An 18,882-nucleotide genomic window follows, 5' to 3' on the forward strand; every position below is an offset into this window, starting at 1 on the left:
AATAACTACAAAAAATCCGCTTAGGGTCGACGGTGGCGACCGGCCGAAGTCGACAAGACCCATCGAACCAAAATGCTATTTTGATTTGAAGCGCGGTTAGTGCAGCAAAGCCATCGTAATGTCCGCGCGTCAAGAACATGCGCGGACACCTTTCTTCATCGCCCCCGTATGCCCATCCCCTCACCCCTCCAACTTCACAATCGCACACCCATACCCCTCCAGCTCCAGCCTGCCCCTCACAGGCTTCTCCCCATCCAGCAAATCCCGCCCAGCCGGCACCCCACCCACCGTCACCGCCTGATCCATATAATTCTGCACAAACAGCCGCCACCGCTCCTCCTTCATCCGCATCGTCACCTCCACGCCCTCCGGCAGCCCGCCGACCAGCGGCTCGATGCCGGCAGGCGCAAACAGGCGTTCGGTGAGCGCCTCGGTCAGATCAGGCTTGAGATAGGTGCCGAGATAGACCACCTTGCAGAAGCCCGGCTGGCTGCCGAAGCCCGATTGCTGCTCGGGCACGATGTAGTTGCCGGAAAAGGCGCGGCAGATATCGAGATGCAGCGCCTGCACCTTGGCGTGATTTCCGAGCCGCTGGAACTCGTCATAGAGCAAGGGATAGATGTCGTAGGCCACTTCCGCGGGCCGTTGCATTTCGCGCTCACGCGACTACCTTTCATACGAGGCCGCTCTCCCCTCAGTGGCAAAGATAAACGACCGTGAGCAAGCCATGTGCCGAAACATAAAACCTCTGTTCAATTTCGATCCGCCAGCGACGGACGAAGAGATTCACGATGCCGCGCTCCAGTTCGTGCGCAAGCTGAGCGGAGCGACCAAGCCATCGAAGCGCAATGAGGCCGCGTTCGAACGTGCGGTCAGTTCGATCGCTGCCTGCGCCCGCGAACTGCTCGATTCACTGGAGACGTCTCAACCGCCTCGCGACCGCGAGGAAGCAGCGGCGAAGGCGCGCGCGAAAAGCGCGATCCGGTTCGCGTAAGCAAAGCCGGTCCTCGCAGGAGAGTCAGGTCCGCAGATACACTCGCTTACAAAAATGGGGGGTTCCGGACACATCCCTGGTTCAATCATCGACTGAAATACCGGTGCGGCCAATGCGCCGACAAATGGTCAATTCAGGAAGGATGACAAGATGAAAATGATCCAGGCTATGGCGCTCGCTTTTGTTCTCGGTGGGGCGGCAGCAGCGCATGCGGAACAGCCGATAGAGCGCACCGATCTCATCAAGAACGATATCGACGTCCCCGGCCACGAGGTCGTCCAGGTCCGCGTCGATATCGCCCCAGGCGTTCTCGCACCGAACCATTCGCATCCCGGCGAGGAAGTTGCCTTCGTCATCGAGGGCACGCTGGAATACCAACTCGAAGGCAGGCAACCGGTGATCCTCAAGGCCGGCCAATCCCTGTTCATTCCCTCCGGCACCGTTCACTCGGCGAAGAACGTCGGCAGCGGCAAGGCGTCGGAATTGGCGACCTACATCGTCCGCAAGGGCGAGGCGCTCGTCGTGCCTGCCAAGTGAGCCATTGGTAGAAACGCTCACTCGGATCGGGGGCAGCCGCGGCAGGAGCGACCTCCGGCGGCCAGCCACGCGATTGCGCTGGGAGCCGAGGTGGAGGCCTGCGGAGATGCCCGGCCGCTTGCGTGAGTTCAGGCAATATGGGGATCGACCACCGGGATGAAACGGCCTCGGCCAGCCTTGCCCTTGTCGACGGCGGCGTTGCTTGGCTCATAGTCTTCATTTGGAGTGCTCGATGTGTTGGATACTTCCTCGAACTTATCGACCAAATTGGTGAGGGCAACGTCGACCATGAAGACCGCCATCATATTCGACTGTGAATTTCTTTGCCTCGAAGGCTCGCAGCGCAGGTTTTGGTGCGCGGCCCATGATCCCGATCCCGTGATCGCGCAGATCGGAGCCGTCAAGCTCGGCCTCGAAGGCGAGTTTCCGATCCTTGGTACGTACAAATCCTATATCAGACCCATCGATCGCTTCGGCAAGCGGTATCCGCTCGATCCTTACTTCACCCATCTGACCGGCATCACTGACGAGGATATCGACGCTCATGGCGTGGCGCTGGAGGATGCCCTTTCCGATGTCGACAGCTTCTCGGGCGGCGCCCGGTTCTGGTCCTGGGGCAAGGATGAGATGAACATGGTGGCCGTCAGCTGCTATGTCGCAGGCGTCCAGCCTTCCATCCCGGCCCGCCGGTTCGATAATGCCGTCAAGCTTCTCATTGCTGCGGGCATGCCGATCGAGGATTTGGCAAAGACGCCCAGCAACAAGCTGGCCGACTACTACAACGTCGACCATCCTCCCTTGCAGGCGCATGATGGGCTGGACGACGCTCTGTCGCTATCATACACGCTGCAGCATCTGATGAAGATCGGGCAATTGCAGCCCGAGGTTTTCGATCGGCTCTGAAGGCACGACACAAGCAAGGCTTGAAGCAGCGCCCGGCCAAACGGCGGGCACTGCTTCCTTGGGGCGGGCGGCTTATTGCTGCTGTTGCGCTGGCGCCGCCGGCGGCGGAGTGCCGATCTTTTCCAGAACCTTCTTGGCCAGGGCCGGGTCGCTCTGCGCGGCGGTCAGGATCGAGGAATATTCCTCGACGGAGATGCCGTTAGAGGCTTCGACGGTGTCGACCATCTGCTTCTTGGCTTCTTGCTGCAGCTTTTGCTTGGCAGCCTCGTCCTTCGTCGCGCCGATCTTGGCAGAATATTCCTGCCTGACCTTGTCGACCTGCAGATAGGCAACGGCAAAGGCCTCGATTTTCTGATCGCTGACGGGAGCGGCCGCACCGTTGCCACCGCTCTGTCCCTGCATCGGCGCCTGGCCTTGTGCCGGCGGTTGCGCTTGTGCCGGCTGCTGCTGAGCGGATGCCGGGCTGAAAGCAAGCAGGCTGAAGACCGCAGCGGTCATCGTTGCGACGGGTGTGTAACGAGTGATCATATTCGTTCCTTTTCACGTGCATGATTTGAGCGGCAGCAGGACCGCCTCGGTCGATCGCTCAGCCGCTGGGGCTGGCGAGGTCGCGACGATGAACCTTGAAGAGGGCACGGTGCGGCGGTAACGGGGCGATTTGCTGACGATTGAGCGGCGGCTTTGTGACCGTCGACATGTCGGCTGGTGGTCAGCGCGCCTCCACCCCAACGCCTGGCGCGACCGGGTCAACCACCCTATTTCGCGAACCGCCGGGCGCCGGCCACGCATAGGATGACGGCGACGGTGACGGCGAGCATGGCCCAGGTGACAGGCTCGTGCAGCAGGGTGGCGGCAAGCGCCAGGCCGAAGAACGGCTGGAGCAGCTGCAGCTGGCCGACGGCGGCGATGCCGCCCTGCGACAGGCCGCGATACCAGAAGATGAAGCCGATCAGCATCGAAAACAGCGAGACATAGGCAAGGCCGAGCAGCGCCGGCATTTCAATGCCGGAGAAGGTTGCCGGCCGATGCAAAAGCGCAACCGCGACCATCACCGGCAGCGACAGCACCAGCGCCCAGGAAATCACCTGCCAGCCGCCGAGTGTGCGCGAAAGCCGGCCGCCTTCGGCATAACCGAGGCCGCAGACGATGATCGCCGCCAGCATCAACAGGTCACCGACCGGTGACGCCGTCAGCCCTTGTGTCAGTGCGAAGCCCGCCACCAGCGCGCTGCCCAGGATGGAAAACAGCCAGAATGCCGGCTTCGGCCGTTCTCCGCCGCGGACCACGCCGAAGATCGCCGTTGCCAGCGGCAAGAGACCGACGAAGACAATCGAATGGGCTGACGTGACGTGCTGCAGCGCCAGCGCCGTCAGCAGGGGGAAGCCGACGACGACGCCGAGCGCGACGACGGCAAGGGAGAGCAGATCGCGCCCGCTCGGCCGCTTCTCCCTGAAGATGATCAGCAGGCCAAGCGCCAGAATGCCGGCAATTGCCGCGCGCGCCACGGTCAGGAAGACCGGATCGAACTGCATCACCGCCACCCGCGTCGCCGGCAGTGATCCGCTGAAGATCACCACCCCGATAAAACCATTGATCCATCCCGATGCCATGCGGTCCATGATGCGCTGCGCTCCTTCAATATCTAGCCCTTATCGGCCAACAGCGATGGCCATGACAGTGACAGTCTGATACGATTTTGCCAAACTGTAATGGTTCAGAAAGCAATACAGATGAACGAAGGACGCACCCGCGTGGAGATGGTCGTCGCGACGATCAGACAACGCATCGCCGGGCGCAGCCTGACGCCGGGCGCCAAGCTGCCTTCGGTCCGGGGACTGGCAGCAACGTTGAAGCTGTCGACATCGACCGTCGTCGACGCCTATGAGCGGTTGGTCGCCGAAGGCGCCATCCTGGCAAGACCGGGTTCGGGGTTCTACGTCGCCAATCAGGCAGCCCCCTTTGCGCTTGCCGCGGCCGGGCCGAGGCTCGACCGCGCCGTCGATCCGTTCTGGATATCGCGGCAATCGCTGGAGGCTGATGAAACCGACCTGAAGCCCGGCTGCGGCTGGCTGCCGCCCTCCTGGCTGCCGGGCGATGGCATGCGCCGCGGGCTGAGGACGCTTGCCCGCGCCGACGGGGCAGCACTTGCCGATTACAGCTCGCCGCTCGGCCTGCCGCAGCTGCGCCAGCTGATTTCGCGGCGCATGGGCGAACGGGGGATCGAAGCCTCCCCTGAACAAATCATGCTGGCCGATTCCGGCACGCAGGCAATCGATCTGCTCTGCCGTTTCCTGCTGGAACCCGGCGACACGGTACTGGTCGACGACCCCTGCTATTTCAACTTCCATGCGCTGCTGCGCGCCCATCGGGCAAAGATCGTCGGTGTCCCCTACACGCCGTCCGGTCCCGATATCGAGCGGTTCGCGCAAGTGGTCGCCGATGAGCGGCCGCGGCTCTACATCACCAACTCCGCCATCCACAATCCCACAGGCGCAACGTTGTCTCCTGTTGCGGCCCACCGCGTTCTAAAACTCGCCGACCAGTTCGATCTGACCATCATCGAGGACGATATCTTCGCCGATTTCGAATATACGCCGGCGCCCCGCCTTGCCGCCTTCGACGGGCTGGAGCGGGTCATCCATATCGGCAGTTTTTCAAAAACTCTGTCGGCCTCGGCCCGCTGCGGCTTCGTCGCGGCGAAACCCGAATGGATCGACGGCCTGACCGACCTCAAGATCGCCACCTCCTTCGGCGGCGGCCGGCTGACGGCCGAACTGGTGCTGACCGTCTTGAGCGACGGCAGCTATCGCAAACACATGGAGACGCTGAGACACCGCCTCTCCCAGGCGATGAGCGACGTCTCGGTCCGGCTGAAGGGCTTGGGGATAACGCCCTGGCTGGAGCCGCAGGCCGGAATGTTTCTTTGGTGCCGGCTGCCCGACGGCATCGATGCCACTGACGTGGCGCGGGCCGGACTGGAAAAGAGGATCGTGTTGGCGCCGGGAAACGCCTTCAGCCTATCGCAATCGGCAACGAATTTCATGCGGTTCAATGTGGCTCAGACGCTGGATGCGCGGGTGTTCGAGGTGTTGGGGGATGCGTTGGCGAGGTACAGGAAATAAGAAACGAGCCGTGGCTGCGGCCAGCATTATTGGCGCTGCGGCGGTTCTCCGACGCGCGGCATCCTCCGACGCTCCTCATCCTTGTAGGTGCGTAGCCGGAGAGGGCGAAGCCTCGAAGGACACGCTCAACGCCGTTTCTTGCATTCGTCGAACGTGGGAACACCCGCCTGGTCCTTCGAGGCCCCTGCGGGGCACCTCGGGGATGAGGCTCTCTTGGAGGCTGCGCATGCCAGCCGAGAGCCACCTCTGGGCACTCACCGTGGCGAAATGCACACCTCAAAACGATCGATTGACAGCCTTGTCATTGGCAAGACGCGTCACGCAGCCTTCGAGCTTGGCGAGCAGCAGATCGAAGTCGAGCGGCTTGGTCAGATAGTCGGCCGCTCCGCCGCGCAGGCCGGCGAGCGTGTTTTCCCGGTCGGTCAGCGCCGTCAGCAGGATGAAGGGGATATTGGAGAGCTCGGGGTGGTTGATCTGAATTTCCGCCAGAAGCTGGTGCCCGTCCATGACAGGCATCGAAATATCGCTGATGACGATGTCGGGCCATTTCGACAGGATCATTTCCAGTCCCTCGGCGCCGTTCGAGGCCTCGATCGTTTTATAGCCGGCTTCGTTCAACTCCTCGACAAGGAGGTTGCGAATCTCGACTTCGTCTTCCACGCACAGAACTGTAACCATGAGCTCTTCCTTAAGCTGCAACATGTTGATCCGACAACAGAAATTCTATTGGCAGAAGAATGGTGAAGGTTGTGCCCTGGCCGAGCGCGCTCGTCACCTCGACGGTGCCGCCGTGCAGTTCGACGACCTGCTTGACGACGTTCAAGCCGATGCCGGTTCCAGCAATGCCCGTGGCGCTGCGGGCGCGGTAATAGGGCTGGAACAGTTTCGGCAGATCGTCCGCATCCATGCCGATGCCGCTGTCGGAGATGGCGATCTCCACCGTCTTCTCGTCGGCCCGGGCGCGAACATGAATGTCGGGCGCTTTGGGCGAATATTTGACGGCGTTCGAAATCAGATTGGTGAAGACCTGTTCCATCGCGCTGCGGTCGAACGTCAATATATCGGGTATGGGCTCGAGAGCGAGATGAAACTGATGCGAGCGGCTGAGGTGGCGCTGCCTGTCGCAGCAGCTGACGAGCACGGCTTTCAGATCGCCTTCGCTCCGCTTCAGTGTGATCTGCCCGGTTTCAAGCCGGCCGCTGGCGAGAATGCTCTCCATCAGATCGACCATGCGCACCACCGCACTACGGATCACGCCGGCTTTTTCGTGAACATAATCGCCGCTGACGTTGGTGATCGAGCGGCAGAGCCGCTGGGCAGCGGCGTCGATGATGGCGAGCGGCGTGCGAAACTCGTGCGAGGCCATGGCGACGAACTGCCGCTGGAGCGCATTCACCTGGCGTTCGTGCACCAGCAGCCGGTCCAGTTCCTCTCTCTGCCTTTCGATTTCGGCCGTTCGATCGGCGACCATGTCTTCCAGATGGTTGCGGTGGTGGGTGAGCTCAGCCTGGCTGTCCAGCAGGGTCAGCGAGGTGCGATGCAGACCGCGTCCGAGCCAGAATACGACGGTGATCAGCAGCGCCAGGCAACCGAGCCCTGCCGGCGCAATCTGTTTAAGCAGCATGAAACCGGGCAGGATGGGCGGCCACACGAAATAGCCGATAGTGCCGCCGTCATGCGACGACACCGGCACTTGCGCCCGCTCGTCCTCACCTGTCGAAGGCGCGAAATGCAATCCTTCGAGCCGCGCATGATGGGCGATACTTTCAGCAACCTTTCCATCGATGAACTTGACCGAGATGGCGATGAATTCCTGGCCCGCCTCGACCTGCATCCTGGCCGAACTCGGCAGAATCGGGCGTGCGCTGGCAATTGCCGGCCTGTTGCCGATCATGATCGTGCGAACCGTAGCCAGTTGACCAAGCGCTTCGGCGCCGGGCTTTGCAGCCCGCTCGGTGAGAACGACGCGCATCTCTCCGGCGAGAGCGGTCATTTCCAGGCCGTCGTCGTTCGCGAGCCGGGGCGGCATGGCGTCCGAGCCGTCGCGAAACGCGAACATGAGGCGATTGGCATCGTCGAAAATGTAGGTCCTGTCGTGCCCAAAATACTGGCTCGTCCACCGACCGACATTATCGAGTAGCCATTCATGGTTCCGCTGCTTAGCATAAAGGAAGGCATCGTCCCACTTCGTGACGCTTTCCTGTTCCCGGGGAAGCGCTGCGATCTGCTCTTCCAATCCTTGGCCGACGAAATCGGCCTGCCGGCGCAGCGAGAGGTCATCGACCTTCATCGCGGCGAGCCACGCAAATCCACACAGCAACACAGCCGCCGCGCAGGTGAGCGTCACCAGGACGAATGTAATGTGGGATGTGAGCCCGACCTTCAATACCTGCAACCTTTTGATGGCGCCCGCTGCCGAGAAATTGACACGCAAAGGTTGACGGATTGTGAATTGCGCTTGCGCTTGCTTACCTCCATGCTCAGTCACAAATTGATATTCTCAGCCGCCATGGAAGGAGGAGAGCATGAAGGCTTCAGCATCGCCGGATAGGTCAGGCATCAGGATCGAACCGATCGCTGCCGCCCATATCGACAGCTTTCACTATGCGCTCGACGTGGTCGCGCGGGAGAAAAAATACCTGTCGATGCTTGAGGCAACACCCCTGCCGCAGACGCGTGATTTCATCATGGGCATGATCGAAAAAGGCAATCCTCAATTCGTCGCCGCCGCTGGAGACGAGGTCGTCGGCTGGTGCGACATCAGCCGGCACTTCTTCCCCTCGCATGCCCACCGCGGAAAGCTCGGAATGGGGATCATTCCCGCCTATCGGGGCAAGGGCCTGGGACGAATTCTGATCGAGACGACATTGAAAGCGGCGCAGAACGCCGGCTTCATGCGGGTCGAACTCGATGTTTACGAAGACAACGCCCGTGCGATCGCTCTCTACGAAAAAGTCGGATTTACCCGCGAGGGAATAGTCCGACGTGCGGCGCGTATCGACGGCCGGTTCATCGATGCGGTCAGCATGGCGATTTTGTTCGATGAGAATGGGGCGCGCAGCCTCTAAGAAAGCCTCATCCTGAGGCGCCCCGCAGGGGCCCCGAAGGGCGAGGCGGGTGCGCCGACGTTCACAATTCACCCCGGCCGGCGCACCGCGCGGATCTTGCCACTGCCGCCGCCTCCGCAGAAGAAGCGGTCTGCACCGTCGGATTCGAGGCCGGAGACGCCGGTGCCTTCGGGCATATCGAGCCGTTCCAGCACCTCTCCCGTATTCGGGTCGATGCGCCTGACATCGCTATCGTCGCCCTCCCAGGTCCCGTGCCAGAGCTGGCCGTCGACCCAGGTGACGCCCGTCACGACGCGGTTGGATTCGATGGTGCGGAGAATTTTGCCGGTCTCCGGATCGATCTGATGGATTTTGCGGCCGCGGTGCTGGCCGACCCAGAGCGTGCCTTCGGCCCAGGCAAGGCCGGAATCGCCGCCATTGCCGGGCGCCGGGATGGTGGCAAGGATGCGGCCGGTCTTCGGGTCGATCTTGTGAATGACATCCTCGGCGATCTGGTAGAGAAACTCGCCGTCGAAGGCCGTTCCGGCATGGGATGCGACCTCGATCACGCGCACCACCTCGCCACTTGCGGGATCGAGCGCATTCAGCCTGTCGCCCGAGGCGAACCAGACGTGCTCACCGTCGAAGGTGACGCCGTTGACACGCTCGGCACCGGGAAAGGGTCCATATTCGCGGATGATAGTTGCAGCCGATTTCTTCATCTCTTCCATCCCTGTCGTTCGGGCCATCACAATCAGTCAGCCATACTAATCGCTCGGCGCACCCTAATCACTTGGCAAAGGTCCAGGGAGTAACAAGATCGTCGGGAAAGCCGATAGCGGCGGGCTCATCCAGCGCCGCGCCCGCCCACGCCCCAGCGATTGCACCTTGCCGTCACCGGCAAGCGAATCCAGCGCCCGCTGCACGGTGCGCGGGCTGGTTGCGAGCGCAATCGCCAAAGCCGAACTCGACCACGCCTCGCCATCGGCCAGCAGCGCGAGCACCGCCCCATGCTGGCCTTCGAGAAGCGGCGCCAGCACGGCGATATCGCCGGCGGCGCGCGGCGAAAGCGCAAAGCCGCGCTTCGTTGCCGAAACCTCCGCCACCCCCCGCAGTTCGGCACGCAGCCGGCCGATCTCGACCCGCAGCCGGGCACGATGCGATTCATCGGCGTGTTTGCCGCGGAAGGCGCGCCCAATCAGCGTGCCCCTTGCCACATCCCCCGGCCAGGCTTCGGCAAGCGAGCGGGCAAGCGCAAACAGCACCGGCCGCGTCGCCAGCGAGACGGCCGTGCCCGCGTTCCAAACCACATGGCGGCAGGCATCGATGACGAGCGCGTCCGAACCGAGCAGTGCTTCCACCTCGCCGAGCAGCAGCGGGCGCTCCCACCCTCGCGACATCAGCCGCGCCGCCGGCGTGTCGAGCACGAGGGCGGCGGCTTCGACCTCCGCCGTCAAAGCCGGGATATTGGCCGCGCGCGCCGCAAGCCTTGCCCGGTCAAGCGCCGCACGCGCCGCCTGCGTTTGCAGGCGCCGGACGGCGATACCTGATGCCACCAGCTCGTGGGCGGTCCGCAGAGCCGGCGGCAGCGGCGTCGGGTCGAGGGCCGCGAGCGCGCGCTCGGCCTCGTCGAGGCGGCCGATCAGCACCAGCCTGCGAATGGCGACATTGCCCGCATGGGCGGCATTGACCCTGTCGCCATGCGCTTCCAGCACCATGCGCGCCGCTTCCAGCGCCTTCGGCGGCCAGATGAGATCGCGCGAGGCGAGCGCGATCTCGGCCTCAGCGACCACGCAACGCGCCCGCGCCACCGCTTCCCGCGGGCCGAAGGCGCGCGCCGCACTCTTCAGCAGCGCCTTGGCGCGAACGAGATCGCCGAGCTGCGCCATGGCGATGCCGCGCAGCGCCAGCGCCGGCGCATCGTCGCGCAGCGCCACCCGCTTCAGCGCGCCGAGTGCGTCCCCCGTTGCCAGCGCCCGCGCCGCGGCTGTGATCAGCGAGTCCATTCAAATCCCGTCACACTTGTCACTCCCGCCATTCCCCTGCCCGGCCGTAATCTGCTCAGGACCGGCAGCCATCCCGCGCCGGATGCTACGACGATAGACAGGCAAAGGAGAAGTCCCATGACGGCACAGCTGAACGCAACACGACAACATTGGCTGGCAGCAAGGCTCGATCTGCTCGAGGAGGAGAAGGAACTGACGCGGCGGAGCGATGCGCTGGCGCTCAAGCGCCAGCAGTTGCCCCGTGTCAGGATCGACAAGGAATACCGCTTCGACACCGAAGGCGGCAACGTCTCGCTCAAAGATCTCTTCGGCGGCCGTTCACAGCTTCTCGTCTATCACTTCATGTTCGGGCCGGATTATAGCGCGGGATGCCCCTCCTGCTCGTCGATCGCCGACGGTTTCAACGGCGTCTTCGTCCATCTCGAAAACCACGACGTCGCCTTTTGGGCGGTCTCGCGCGCGCCGCTTGCAAAGCTTGAGGCCTTCAAACAGCGCATGGATTGGAGCTTTCCCTGGGCCTCGTCCTTCGGCAGCGAGTTCAACGGCGATTTCAGCGTCTGGTTCTCCGCTGAGGAGCAGCGCCGGGGCGGCATCGAATACAACTACCGCCGCGAGCCCGCCGCTCCCGAACCGCTTGCCGGCAAGACCGTGCAGGAATGGCAGTCGCCGGGCAGCGAGGGGCCGGTCGCCGAGATCGCCGCCATGACCGGCACCGATGTCGCCACCTACACCCGCGACCGTCCGGGCGTCAGCGCCTTCGAACTCGTCGACGGCACGGTCTATCATAGCTATTCCAGCTATGCCCGCGGGCTGGATGGGTTATGGGGCATGTACCAATGGCTCGACCGCGCCCCGAAGGGCCGCAACGAAACCGGCATCTGGTGGCGCCACCACGACCGCTACGGCAAGGAGTGACGCCGATGCTGCTTTCCGCTCCCACCCCGGAGAGAGGCGACGGCAACGCCGCCCTTAACGCCGCAGAATGGCTCTCGCTGGCCGCCGCCGCAGACGGATCAGCTGACAAGCCGAGCAACCGTGTGGCGCGCGCCGCCGGCCGCCTCGCCGCTCACGCCGCCGACTGGCTGGCGTACGCCGCCGCCCCGACATTCGCGCTCATGGCATTGCTGACGGCAGCAACCGGCAGCACCGAGGTGATGTGCATGACGACGACTGATGCCTTCCCGAGCGGGGGAATGGTGCCGATGTACCTGCTGATGGGCGGCTTCCATCTCACCCCCTGGCTGCGGCTCGCCGCCGCCTGGCAGGACCGGAGGCGGAGGTGATGGTGGCAAGCACCGCCGCATCGCCGCCCAGTAGTCTCGCACCGCCGTCTCCGGCTTTACACCTTTACCGGCGCGGCCAAGTTCATGCTTTCACCTCGATAAAATCGATCGGCCCGCCGGCGACTTCGTCGTCGAAAACCGCGCAGGAAAGCTTGCCGCCGAAGACGCAGGCGCTGTCGATGTTGGTGCGGTTTCCTGTCGTCACCGGGTTGGACAGCGACGGCGTATGGCCGTGGACCAGGTGCTTGCCCCAATAGTCGCTGGACTCACCGGGAGGGAACCGTAGCCAGAGAAGATCGCGCTTGGTCTGCCGTTCCAGCGGAAATTCCGGAACAACACCGGCATGGACAAAGATGCGATGCCGGTCGACGTGCATGAGAGGACGATCGGTAGCCCATTGCAAATGCTGAGACGGAACCCTGCCGTCATAGGACATTTCGGTCTCCAGCCCGCCGTTGCTGATCCACACGTCTCTGCTGTCGCTGTCGGCATAGGCAGCGACCATCATGTCCTCATGATTGCCTTTGAGGCAGATCCACGACCACTGGCCCGATGGACCGGCAATGATCCGATCGAGGACACTTTTACTGTCAGGCCCGCGATCGACATAGTCGCCAAGGAAGACGACCGTGCCTTCAGGCGCATAAGCCTCGACCTGATCGATCATCCTGTTCAACGGATCGATGCAGCCATGAATATCGCCTATCGCGAATGTGTAGCGCATGTCGCATTTTTAACGCCTGTCGAGGGCCAGGTGAAGTCCGCACCACCGATGCCGCCAGAAAATCCGACTCAGTCTCAGCCGCTTACGGCAATTCCTTCTGCTTCCGCTTGAAGAAATCAGTCGGCGGGATCGGTCATGCAGCAAGGGTCCAGTTCGGCTCGCGCGAAAGCGTAATCAGCGCGGCGGACGATTGCGGCTTACCGAAGAAGTAGCCCTGCCCCTCCTCGCAGCCCATCTGCGCCAGCATCTGCCATTCCGTCTCTGTCTCTATCCCCTCTGCCACGACCTTGAGTCCCAGCCCGTGGGCAAGTGAGCCGACCGTCGCGACGATCGCGAGGATCTTGGGATCATCAGCGATCTTCCTGACGAAGGATTGGTCGATCTTGAGCTTGTCGAGGGGAAAGCCGGCCATATAGCTCAGCGACGAATAGCCGGTTCCGAAATCGTCGAGCGCGACGGCGATGCCAAGCGCTCTAAGCTCTGAGATGACCGACATGACCTGCTCGCTGCCGTCGACAAAGGCGGATTCGGTAATTTCGAGATGCAGTCGCGAGGCCGGCAGGCCGCTTGTCGCCAACGCAGCCTTGACCTCTGCAACCAGCTCCGGCCGGGAAAACTGGATCGGCGATACGTTGACGGCGAGATTGAGTCCATCAGGCCACTCGGACGCCGCCCGGCATGCTTCGGCAAGCGCCCAGCAGCCGAGATCACAGATGAAGCCGCTGGCTTCGGCAACGGGAATGAAGTCTGCCGGCGAAACCAGCCCGAACTCAGGATGCTTCCATCGCAAAAGGGCTTCGGCGCCGACCAGTTTGCCTGTCTTGAGATCCACCTGCGGCTGATACAACAGGAAAAATTCGCGATGATCGAGAGCAGCGCGCATCTGCCGCTCGAGCAGCCGCGATTGATGCTGCCGCAAAGCGGTTACTGGATCATGTGCGCGCCACCCGCTGCCAGCCACCCGCTTGGCGTCGTCGAGCGCAATTTCGGCGTTCTGAATCCAAATGTCGGCGTCGCCGTTGCGCGCCGGGCTGGTGCAGATCCCGAGCCGGGCGGCGACGTGGATCATCGAACCGCCAAGCTCAAACGGCTCTCTGAAAAGGTCAAGGATGAACTGCGCGCACCGCTCTTGACCGCATTCCTCGGACGCCGGAATGACGGCCGTGAAGACATCGCCCCCCAGCCGTCCGACGAAGCTGATTGCGCCCATTTCCTCCATGCGCGTAGCGACGGCCCTCAAAAGCTCATCCCCGACATCCCGTCCCATCGCCGTATTCAGTACGGAGAAACGATGCAGCCCCAGCGCGATCACATGGCATTCGCCCTCGAGCCGATCGAGGCGACGGCGGAATTCGCGCCTGTTCATCAGACCGGTCAACTCGTCGAACTCGGACAGACGCTGAAGCTTGTCTTCGTAACGCCGGCGGGCGGTCATATCCCTGACGATCAGGCTGCCGATGAAGGATTTCGTGGCGACGATGCCGGATTCGCCGGGTCGTTCGACAGGCGAAATGGTGATCGCTGCCTCAAGGTGCTTTGTCCCTCGCTCGGTTTGAAGCGAAAAACGCGCGGTACAGGCGTGGATCGTGCCCGGCTGCGCCATATAATCCGAAACAAGCTTGACGATGCGATGAACGAGAGAGGACGGGATCAGCGCGTCAAGCGTTCTGCACCTGTCTGCCTGTGGCTCCAAAGCCAGCATCGCCGCACCCGAGGCGCTTTCGTTGAGAATGCGGAACTGGTCGTCGAAGGCGATGACGGCGTCGGCGCTGTCAGCCACGATCCTCTCGAGCAGGCGGCGCGTGTTGCGCTGCTCGGCATTGGCGAGCTCGACCAGAAACCGGCCAAAATCGACCCTCTCGTTCAACAACATCACGAGACCGACAAGAAGAATGATCCACGGCCGGACCGTGTGGATGATGAGAGCATGATCCTTCTGCAGAAAGAAGGCCGTCACTTCGCCGGCGACGACGATGGCAAGCGCAAACGCCACGGCATGGGCTGCGGGCCGGCTGCGCATTCCAAGGGCGAGCGCGATAATAGCTGCGGCAAAGAGAAGCTCCAGCGGCATCTGGTCGACTTCTTCGAGCAGCCGCTTCTGCAGGATCGTTTCGGAAGCGAGGATATGAAGCATCGCGCCGGGCAGCGCGCCATAGACCGGAACGGGGAAAATATCCTTCAGCTCGGTCGCATAGGCGCCGACAACCACCGAGCGCCCTTCCAGATCGGGCCTGCCGACCGTCCCCGCAAGAACGTCCGACAGCGAGAATGTCGGGACGCTCGCCGGGGCGATCGAATAATCGATCGGATAGGAGCCGGCCGCCCTGTCGAATTTCGCCAGCACCGCGGCAACGCTCTGCGTCGGCTGATTGTCGAGACTATCGCCGAGCGCAAACCGCCTGACCGTGCCATCGCCGTCGAGGCTGACATTGGCGAGGGAAAGCCAGGCATTGTCGGCGAGATCGGGAATCGGCCGCGTCACCACCGTCTGCGATCCGGTCTCGGCGCCGAGATATTGCTTGAAGACCGGCAGGATCACGCCGCCTCCGGCCTCACGCAGCGCCTTGGCCAGCCGGCCATCCTCGGCAGAGATCGAGGGCGTGCTGAAATCGACGTCGATAAAGATGTCACCGGCGCCTGCCGCAGTCAGCTTGTCGATGAGCTCGGCATAGAGGCTGCGGGGCCACGGCCAGGTGCCGACGGCATCGAGGCTGCGCTTATCGATCGCGACATAGACGATATTTCCGGACGCCACGCGTGGCGCTGCGCTGAAGCGCCAGCTCACCAGGGCATTGTCGAGATAGTTCACGAAGGGCAGGACTTGCCCCGAGAGCGGCAGGCCGATCATCATCAGGATGAAGAACAGCCTGACGGGGCGCAAGTCCGACAGCCGAAAACCACGACCGCCCTTCATCAAGGATGGAAACCTCTCACCTCGGCCGGCCGGGAAACCTCAGTGGTCATCGTTTCCCCTTGCCTTTGTCCTTATCCTTTTTGTCCTTTTTATCTTTCTTATCTTGCTTGTCCTTATCCTTCCCGACAGCCTCTCCCTGCGCGTCGCCGTTGCTGGCGGCATTCATGCTGCCATTGCTGGAGCCATTATCGATGCCGTAGTGATTGCCGTTGCGGCCCTCGCTGCCGAAGGAGCCGGAAGCACTGTCTCGGCCGCCCGAGCCGGCGCTATTGGAAACTGATGAAGACGTGCCGAATGCCTTCGAGCTCTCTGTCTCGGTCTGCCCGTTGAGCGTCGTCGCGCCGACGGCAGGTACTCTTGCCACTGACGGGGCGACCGCGGTCACCTCAGGCGTCGAAACGTCTCCGGAAACCGTCATCCCTTTCACGCCGTCGACGGATGCGCCCTGCCCCGGCCCGACATTCGCCCTTTGACCGCTCGCAAACGAGGTCACCTGCACCAGGCCGCGGTTGACAGTAACCTCAGCCGCAGATTTCGAGACGGAGACGCGGAAATTCGTGCCCTTCACCACGGCCGCCAGGAAAGGCGTCTGGACTGTTGTATGCGGCTTGCTGCGCTTCTCGATCTCCAGATCGAGCACGCCCGTCTGCTCGACGACCTCCGTCTTCCTTTCGCCAAAGCCCGAAGTGTAGATGCCCGCGACGGTGTTGGGCTGAAACGAAAGGCTTTCGACGCCGCGCACCAGCTGGACGCGTCCCCTCGGCCCCGTCGAGATCCAGGCGGTGTTGGGGATGATGTCTCCCGCTCGAACCGCCACCCAGTTGCGCTTGTCGACGGTGAAATTCACCTGCTGGCTGGCCTTGGCCACTTGCCAGTCACCCTCAGCTGCATTCGCAGATCCTATCGCAAAAAAGAAAAGCACCAGAAAAAAAGAAAAAACGCGAAACATATAATCTCCTAAATACCAGCTGATAAAACCACTCTCTCCTTAATTTCATTTGAATGATTCCAGAAAAACTCTCGCGAACCCGGCAATTCCCGACCTTCACCGGCAGCAAAATGCGGGTGGCAGCGTATTTTTTGCCCAGAGACAATGCGGGTGATTTTCGGCGGATCGGTCCCCGCGCTATGATTTGATCCAGGCGCAGCCCCTGCCTCGCCCTCCATCGGGAAAAGCAGACGTCATGCAGGGCTACCTGGCACCGAACCAACTGTTCGAGCACCTGGCCTAAGGAGGGATGCGGAACCGCTTCCCAAATAACAGCTCTTGTCAGATCAGCTTGATTTCACCCCAGGCAATCCTGGTACCCACAACGAAACTTAACTGATTATCATCCGCATAGAAGCGCAGCAGCTCCGCGAGTTCCGCGTCAAAGCTTGCGATGCGGTCGCCAAGTTTAGACGGCGCGAAAGTGTCCCGCGAATGCTGGCAGGAGACGAAATCTTCGACGCTCTGCTGAAAGGGATGCTCCGATACGAAGTGTTCGCTGCCATAGAGGTTCAGATACTTCTGGTAGCTTCGCATGCCCTCGGACCTTTTGTCGTGATCGAAAGGCTGCCCCGTCACCGCTGGCACCCACTTCACCAGGAAACAATGCCAATCGGATTGCCATGGAGGCTCGAACGGGTCGTCTCCGGAAATCACCGCCATGACATGGCCTGGCGCGGCATTTGCCAAAAGATGCGGAAACAGCCTGCTGTGATCCATCCAGTGGATGCTTGCCGCTGCGACCGTCAGATCGAAAGGTCCGCCGGTGATCGGGAAATCCTCGGCAAAGCTGTCTATCCACCGGATATTCTGCGCGTTACCGCCCGGCAGCGACCGGCCGAGAGCGATCATATGCTCGGAAGGATCGACCGCCGTGACGCTTGCAAACCAACCTGCCAGTGGGCGGGAGATTTTCCCCGGCCCGCAGCCGATATCCAGGAGATGTCCTGTCCGCGGGGCGATTGCCAGAAGCTTTCGAAAGACGGCATCGGGGTAAGGTGGACGATACCGGTAATTTGCGACAACGTCGGTTTCCGAAAAGGCAGAGCCTCTGCGCTGATCCATCGAAACTCCATGCTCACACCGCGGTGAGCGGAGGCTGTAACACATGTTTATGTCGAGGATTTAGCGCCATCTAGTGATCCACCCTCGTGGTCAACCGGGTGAGTTTCTTCTTGGCGCGGACACAACTGATCAAGGCGCGAACATCACGGCTTAGCGCAAGATAGCGCGCCAAATGCCGGATAAGTGATACGCTGCAACCACCCGCTTCCGATTGTCTTCCGGCCCGAAACTATGCCATGACCCATCCACCATGAGATGCAACGGAAAAGGCGCGGTATGAAGAAGATCGGTTTCCTCTCGTTCGGGCACTGGACGCCCTCGCCCCAATCGCAGACGCGCTCGGCGGCCGATGCGCTGCTGCAGTCGATCGACCTTGCCGTCGCGGCCGAAGAGCTCGGAGCCGACGGGGCGTATTTTCGTGTGCATCACTTCGCCCGCCAACTGGCGGCCCCCTTCCCGCTGCTGTCAGCTGTCGGCGCGAGAACCAGCCGGATCGAGATCGGCACCGCCGTCATCGATATGCGCTACGAGAACCCGCTCTATATGGCCGAGGATGCCGGTGCAGCCGACCTCATTGCCGGCGGCCGACTGCAGCTCGGCATCAGTCGCGGTTCGCCCGAGCAGGTAATCGATGGCTGGCGTCATTTCGGCTATGCCCCGCCCGAGGGCCAGAGCGAGGCCGACATGGCGCGCCATCACGCCGAAGTCTTCCTCGAAGTGCTGCGCGGCGAAGGTTTTGCCAAGCCGAACCCGCGGCCGATGTTTCCGAACCCGCCCGGCCTGCTTCGCCTCGAGCCGCATTCGGAGGGCCTGCGCGAGAGGATCTGGTGGGGCGCCAGCTCCAACGCCACCGCCGTCTGGGCAGCCAAGCTTGGCATGAACCTGCAGAGCTCGACGCTGAAGGACGACGAAACAGGAGAGCCATTCCACGTCCAGCAGGCCGATCAGATCCGCGCCTATCGCGCGGCCTGGAAAGAAGCCGGTCACACGCGCCAGCCGCGCGTCTCGGTCAGCCGCAGCATCTTCGCGCTGGTCGATGACCGCGACCGCGCCTATTTCGGCTACGGCAACGACGAGGGTGACAAGATCGGTTTCATCGACGAGAAGACCCGGGCGATCTTCGGACGCAGCTACGCCGCCGAACCCGATGCGCTGATCAAGCAGCTCGCCGAAGACGAGGCGATCGCCGAGGCCGACACGCTACTGCTCACCGTCCCCAACCAGCTCGGCGTCGAATACAACGCCCATGTCATCGAGGCGATCCTGACCCATGTCGCCCCGGCGCTCGGCTGGCGCTGA

At 62.3% G+C, this 18,882-nt stretch carries 19 protein-coding genes and 1 pseudogene; 8 read left to right on the forward strand and 12 right to left on the reverse strand.

What is annotated here, in order from left to right:
• Positions 1-180: 180 nt before the first annotated feature.
• Positions 181-477: pseudogene (locus tag PO860_RS12150) on the reverse strand (Beta-galactosidase C-terminal domain); the annotation flags it as partial.
• Between the two features lie 250 nt (positions 478-727).
• On the opposite strand from PO860_RS12150, the gene PO860_RS12155 reads away from it, so the two are divergent.
• Both PO860_RS12155 and PO860_RS12160 read left to right on the forward strand, forming a co-directional pair.
• Positions 728-994 carry a DUF2277 domain-containing protein gene (locus tag PO860_RS12155; protein ID WP_183607669.1) on the forward strand — a complete coding sequence of 89 codons (267 nt, stop codon included), beginning with the start codon at positions 728-730 and terminating at the stop codon, positions 992-994.
• A 150-nt stretch (positions 995-1,144) separates the two neighbouring features.
• Positions 1,145-1,531 carry a cupin domain-containing protein gene (locus PO860_RS12160; protein ID WP_183606820.1) on the forward strand — a complete coding sequence of 129 codons (387 nt, stop codon included), beginning with the start codon at positions 1,145-1,147 and terminating at the stop codon, positions 1,529-1,531.
• 128 nt (positions 1,532-1,659) lie between these two features.
• Here PO860_RS12160 and PO860_RS12165 read toward each other — a convergent pair whose 3' ends face one another.
• A complete protein-coding gene (locus PO860_RS12165; RefSeq protein ID WP_275031421.1) occupies positions 1,660-1,821 on the reverse strand; it encodes a hypothetical protein in 162 nt (53 codons plus the stop codon).
• On the opposite strand from PO860_RS12165, the gene PO860_RS12170 reads away from it, so the two are divergent.
• A complete protein-coding gene (locus PO860_RS12170; protein WP_183606819.1) occupies positions 1,820-2,434 on the forward strand; it encodes a 3'-5' exonuclease in 615 nt (204 codons plus the stop codon). The genes PO860_RS12165 and PO860_RS12170 overlap by 2 nt on opposite strands.
• 72 nt (positions 2,435-2,506) lie before the next feature.
• Here PO860_RS12170 and PO860_RS12175 read toward each other — a convergent pair whose 3' ends face one another.
• A complete protein-coding gene (locus PO860_RS12175) occupies positions 2,507-2,962 on the reverse strand; it encodes a DUF4168 domain-containing protein (RefSeq protein ID WP_183606818.1) in 456 nt (151 codons plus the stop codon).
• A 227-nt stretch (positions 2,963-3,189) separates the two neighbouring features.
• Positions 3,190-4,053 carry a DMT family transporter gene (locus PO860_RS12180; protein WP_273883966.1) on the reverse strand — a complete coding sequence of 288 codons (864 nt, stop codon included), beginning with the start codon at positions 4,051-4,053 and terminating at the stop codon, positions 3,190-3,192.
• 90 nt (positions 4,054-4,143) lie between these two features.
• Here PO860_RS12180 and PO860_RS12185 point away from each other — a divergent pair, with 90 nt between their 5' ends.
• Entirely contained in the window at positions 4,144-5,556 is a 1,413-nt protein-coding gene (locus tag PO860_RS12185; RefSeq protein ID WP_273883967.1) for an aminotransferase-like domain-containing protein, read from the forward strand.
• Positions 5,557-5,832: 276 nt separating this feature from the next.
• Here PO860_RS12185 and PO860_RS12190 read toward each other — a convergent pair whose 3' ends face one another.
• Positions 5,833-6,234, reverse strand: a complete 402-nt coding sequence (locus PO860_RS12190) for a response regulator (RefSeq protein WP_183606815.1) — start codon at positions 6,232-6,234, stop codon at positions 5,833-5,835.
• Between the two features lie 10 nt (positions 6,235-6,244).
• A complete protein-coding gene (locus PO860_RS12195; RefSeq protein WP_273883968.1) occupies positions 6,245-7,990 on the reverse strand; it encodes a sensor histidine kinase in 1,746 nt (581 codons plus the stop codon).
• 91 nt (positions 7,991-8,081) lie between these two features.
• On the opposite strand from PO860_RS12195, the gene PO860_RS12200 reads away from it, so the two are divergent.
• Positions 8,082-8,624: a GNAT family N-acetyltransferase gene (locus PO860_RS12200; protein WP_273883969.1), complete on the forward strand. Its 543-nt coding sequence runs from the start codon at positions 8,082-8,084 to the stop codon at positions 8,622-8,624.
• 68 nt (positions 8,625-8,692) lie between these two features.
• On the opposite strand, the gene PO860_RS12205 is transcribed toward PO860_RS12200, so the two are convergent.
• Both PO860_RS12205 and PO860_RS12210 read right to left on the reverse strand, forming a co-directional pair.
• Positions 8,693-9,325: a Vgb family protein gene (locus PO860_RS12205; RefSeq protein WP_183606812.1), complete on the reverse strand. Its 633-nt coding sequence runs from the start codon at positions 9,323-9,325 to the stop codon at positions 8,693-8,695.
• 63 nt (positions 9,326-9,388) lie between these two features.
• Positions 9,389-10,609 carry a helix-turn-helix domain-containing protein gene (locus PO860_RS12210; protein ID WP_273883970.1) on the reverse strand — a complete coding sequence of 407 codons (1,221 nt, stop codon included), beginning with the start codon at positions 10,607-10,609 and terminating at the stop codon, positions 9,389-9,391.
• 117 nt (positions 10,610-10,726) lie between these two features.
• Here PO860_RS12210 and PO860_RS12215 point away from each other — a divergent pair, with 117 nt between their 5' ends.
• The gene (locus tag PO860_RS12215; protein WP_272782200.1) at positions 10,727-11,524 is read left to right on the forward strand and encodes a DUF899 domain-containing protein; all 798 of its coding nucleotides are present in this window, start codon (positions 10,727-10,729) and stop codon (positions 11,522-11,524) included.
• 5 nt (positions 11,525-11,529) lie between these two features.
• A complete protein-coding gene (locus PO860_RS12220) occupies positions 11,530-11,892 on the forward strand; it encodes a hypothetical protein (protein ID WP_273883971.1) in 363 nt (120 codons plus the stop codon).
• 82 nt (positions 11,893-11,974) lie between these two features.
• Here the strand turns inward: PO860_RS12220 and PO860_RS12225 are convergent, their stop codons facing one another.
• The 4 genes from PO860_RS12225 to PO860_RS12240 all read right to left on the reverse strand — a co-directional run bounded on the left by PO860_RS12225 (position 11,975) and on the right by PO860_RS12240 (position 17,628).
• Positions 11,975-12,616 carry a metallophosphoesterase family protein gene (locus tag PO860_RS12225; protein WP_273883972.1) on the reverse strand — a complete coding sequence of 214 codons (642 nt, stop codon included), beginning with the start codon at positions 12,614-12,616 and terminating at the stop codon, positions 11,975-11,977.
• Positions 12,617-12,749: 133 nt separating this feature from the next.
• A complete protein-coding gene (locus tag PO860_RS12230; RefSeq protein WP_273883973.1) occupies positions 12,750-15,530 on the reverse strand; it encodes an EAL domain-containing protein in 2,781 nt (926 codons plus the stop codon).
• 46 nt (positions 15,531-15,576) lie between these two features.
• Positions 15,577-16,398 carry a FecR domain-containing protein gene (locus PO860_RS12235; protein ID WP_273883974.1) on the reverse strand — a complete coding sequence of 274 codons (822 nt, stop codon included), beginning with the start codon at positions 16,396-16,398 and terminating at the stop codon, positions 15,577-15,579.
• 402 nt (positions 16,399-16,800) lie between these two features.
• The gene (locus PO860_RS12240) at positions 16,801-17,628 is read right to left on the reverse strand and encodes a class I SAM-dependent methyltransferase (RefSeq protein ID WP_342456473.1); all 828 of its coding nucleotides are present in this window, start codon (positions 17,626-17,628) and stop codon (positions 16,801-16,803) included.
• A 231-nt stretch (positions 17,629-17,859) separates the two neighbouring features.
• Between PO860_RS12240 and PO860_RS12245 the strand changes: the two genes are divergently transcribed.
• The gene (locus PO860_RS12245) at positions 17,860-18,882 is read left to right on the forward strand and encodes an LLM class flavin-dependent oxidoreductase (RefSeq protein WP_272782195.1); all 1,023 of its coding nucleotides are present in this window, start codon (positions 17,860-17,862) and stop codon (positions 18,880-18,882) included.

It is taken from the genome of Rhizobium binxianense (genome assembly GCF_028994275.1).
In the GTDB taxonomy this organism is placed as follows: Bacteria; Pseudomonadota; Alphaproteobacteria; order Rhizobiales; family Rhizobiaceae; genus Rhizobium; species Rhizobium binxianense.

Bases quoted from the DNA above. Each gene is read 5' to 3' on its own strand.
- PO860_RS12185 (WP_273883967.1), top strand. From the start codon at position 4,144: ATGGTTCAGAAAGCAATACAGATGAACGAAGGACGCACCCGCGTGGAG.
- PO860_RS12210 (WP_273883970.1), bottom strand. From the start codon at position 10,609: ATGGACTCGCTGATCACAGCCGCGGCGCGGGCGCTGGCAACGGGGGAC.
- PO860_RS12240 (WP_342456473.1), bottom strand. From the start codon at position 17,628: ATGTGTTACAGCCTCCGCTCACCGCGGTGTGAGCATGGAGTTTCGATG.
- PO860_RS12220 (WP_273883971.1), top strand. From the start codon at position 11,530: ATGCTGCTTTCCGCTCCCACCCCGGAGAGAGGCGACGGCAACGCCGCC.
- PO860_RS12190 (WP_183606815.1), bottom strand. From the start codon at position 6,234: ATGGTTACAGTTCTGTGCGTGGAAGACGAAGTCGAGATTCGCAACCTC.
- PO860_RS12165 (WP_275031421.1), bottom strand. From the start codon at position 1,821: ATGGTCGACGTTGCCCTCACCAATTTGGTCGATAAGTTCGAGGAAGTA.
- PO860_RS12215 (WP_272782200.1), top strand. From the start codon at position 10,727: ATGACGGCACAGCTGAACGCAACACGACAACATTGGCTGGCAGCAAGG.
- PO860_RS12170 (WP_183606819.1), top strand. From the start codon at position 1,820: ATGAAGACCGCCATCATATTCGACTGTGAATTTCTTTGCCTCGAAGGC.
- PO860_RS12160 (WP_183606820.1), top strand. From the start codon at position 1,145: ATGAAAATGATCCAGGCTATGGCGCTCGCTTTTGTTCTCGGTGGGGCG.
- PO860_RS12200 (WP_273883969.1), top strand. From the start codon at position 8,082: ATGAAGGCTTCAGCATCGCCGGATAGGTCAGGCATCAGGATCGAACCG.
- PO860_RS12225 (WP_273883972.1), bottom strand. From the start codon at position 12,616: ATGCGCTACACATTCGCGATAGGCGATATTCATGGCTGCATCGATCCG.
- PO860_RS12230 (WP_273883973.1), bottom strand. From the start codon at position 15,530: ATGAAGGGCGGTCGTGGTTTTCGGCTGTCGGACTTGCGCCCCGTCAGG.
- PO860_RS12180 (WP_273883966.1), bottom strand. From the start codon at position 4,053: ATGGACCGCATGGCATCGGGATGGATCAATGGTTTTATCGGGGTGGTG.
- PO860_RS12205 (WP_183606812.1), bottom strand. From the start codon at position 9,325: ATGAAGAAATCGGCTGCAACTATCATCCGCGAATATGGACCCTTTCCC.
- PO860_RS12155 (WP_183607669.1), top strand. From the start codon at position 728: ATGTGCCGAAACATAAAACCTCTGTTCAATTTCGATCCGCCAGCGACG.
- PO860_RS12245 (WP_272782195.1), top strand. From the start codon at position 17,860: ATGAAGAAGATCGGTTTCCTCTCGTTCGGGCACTGGACGCCCTCGCCC.
- PO860_RS12175 (WP_183606818.1), bottom strand. From the start codon at position 2,962: ATGATCACTCGTTACACACCCGTCGCAACGATGACCGCTGCGGTCTTC.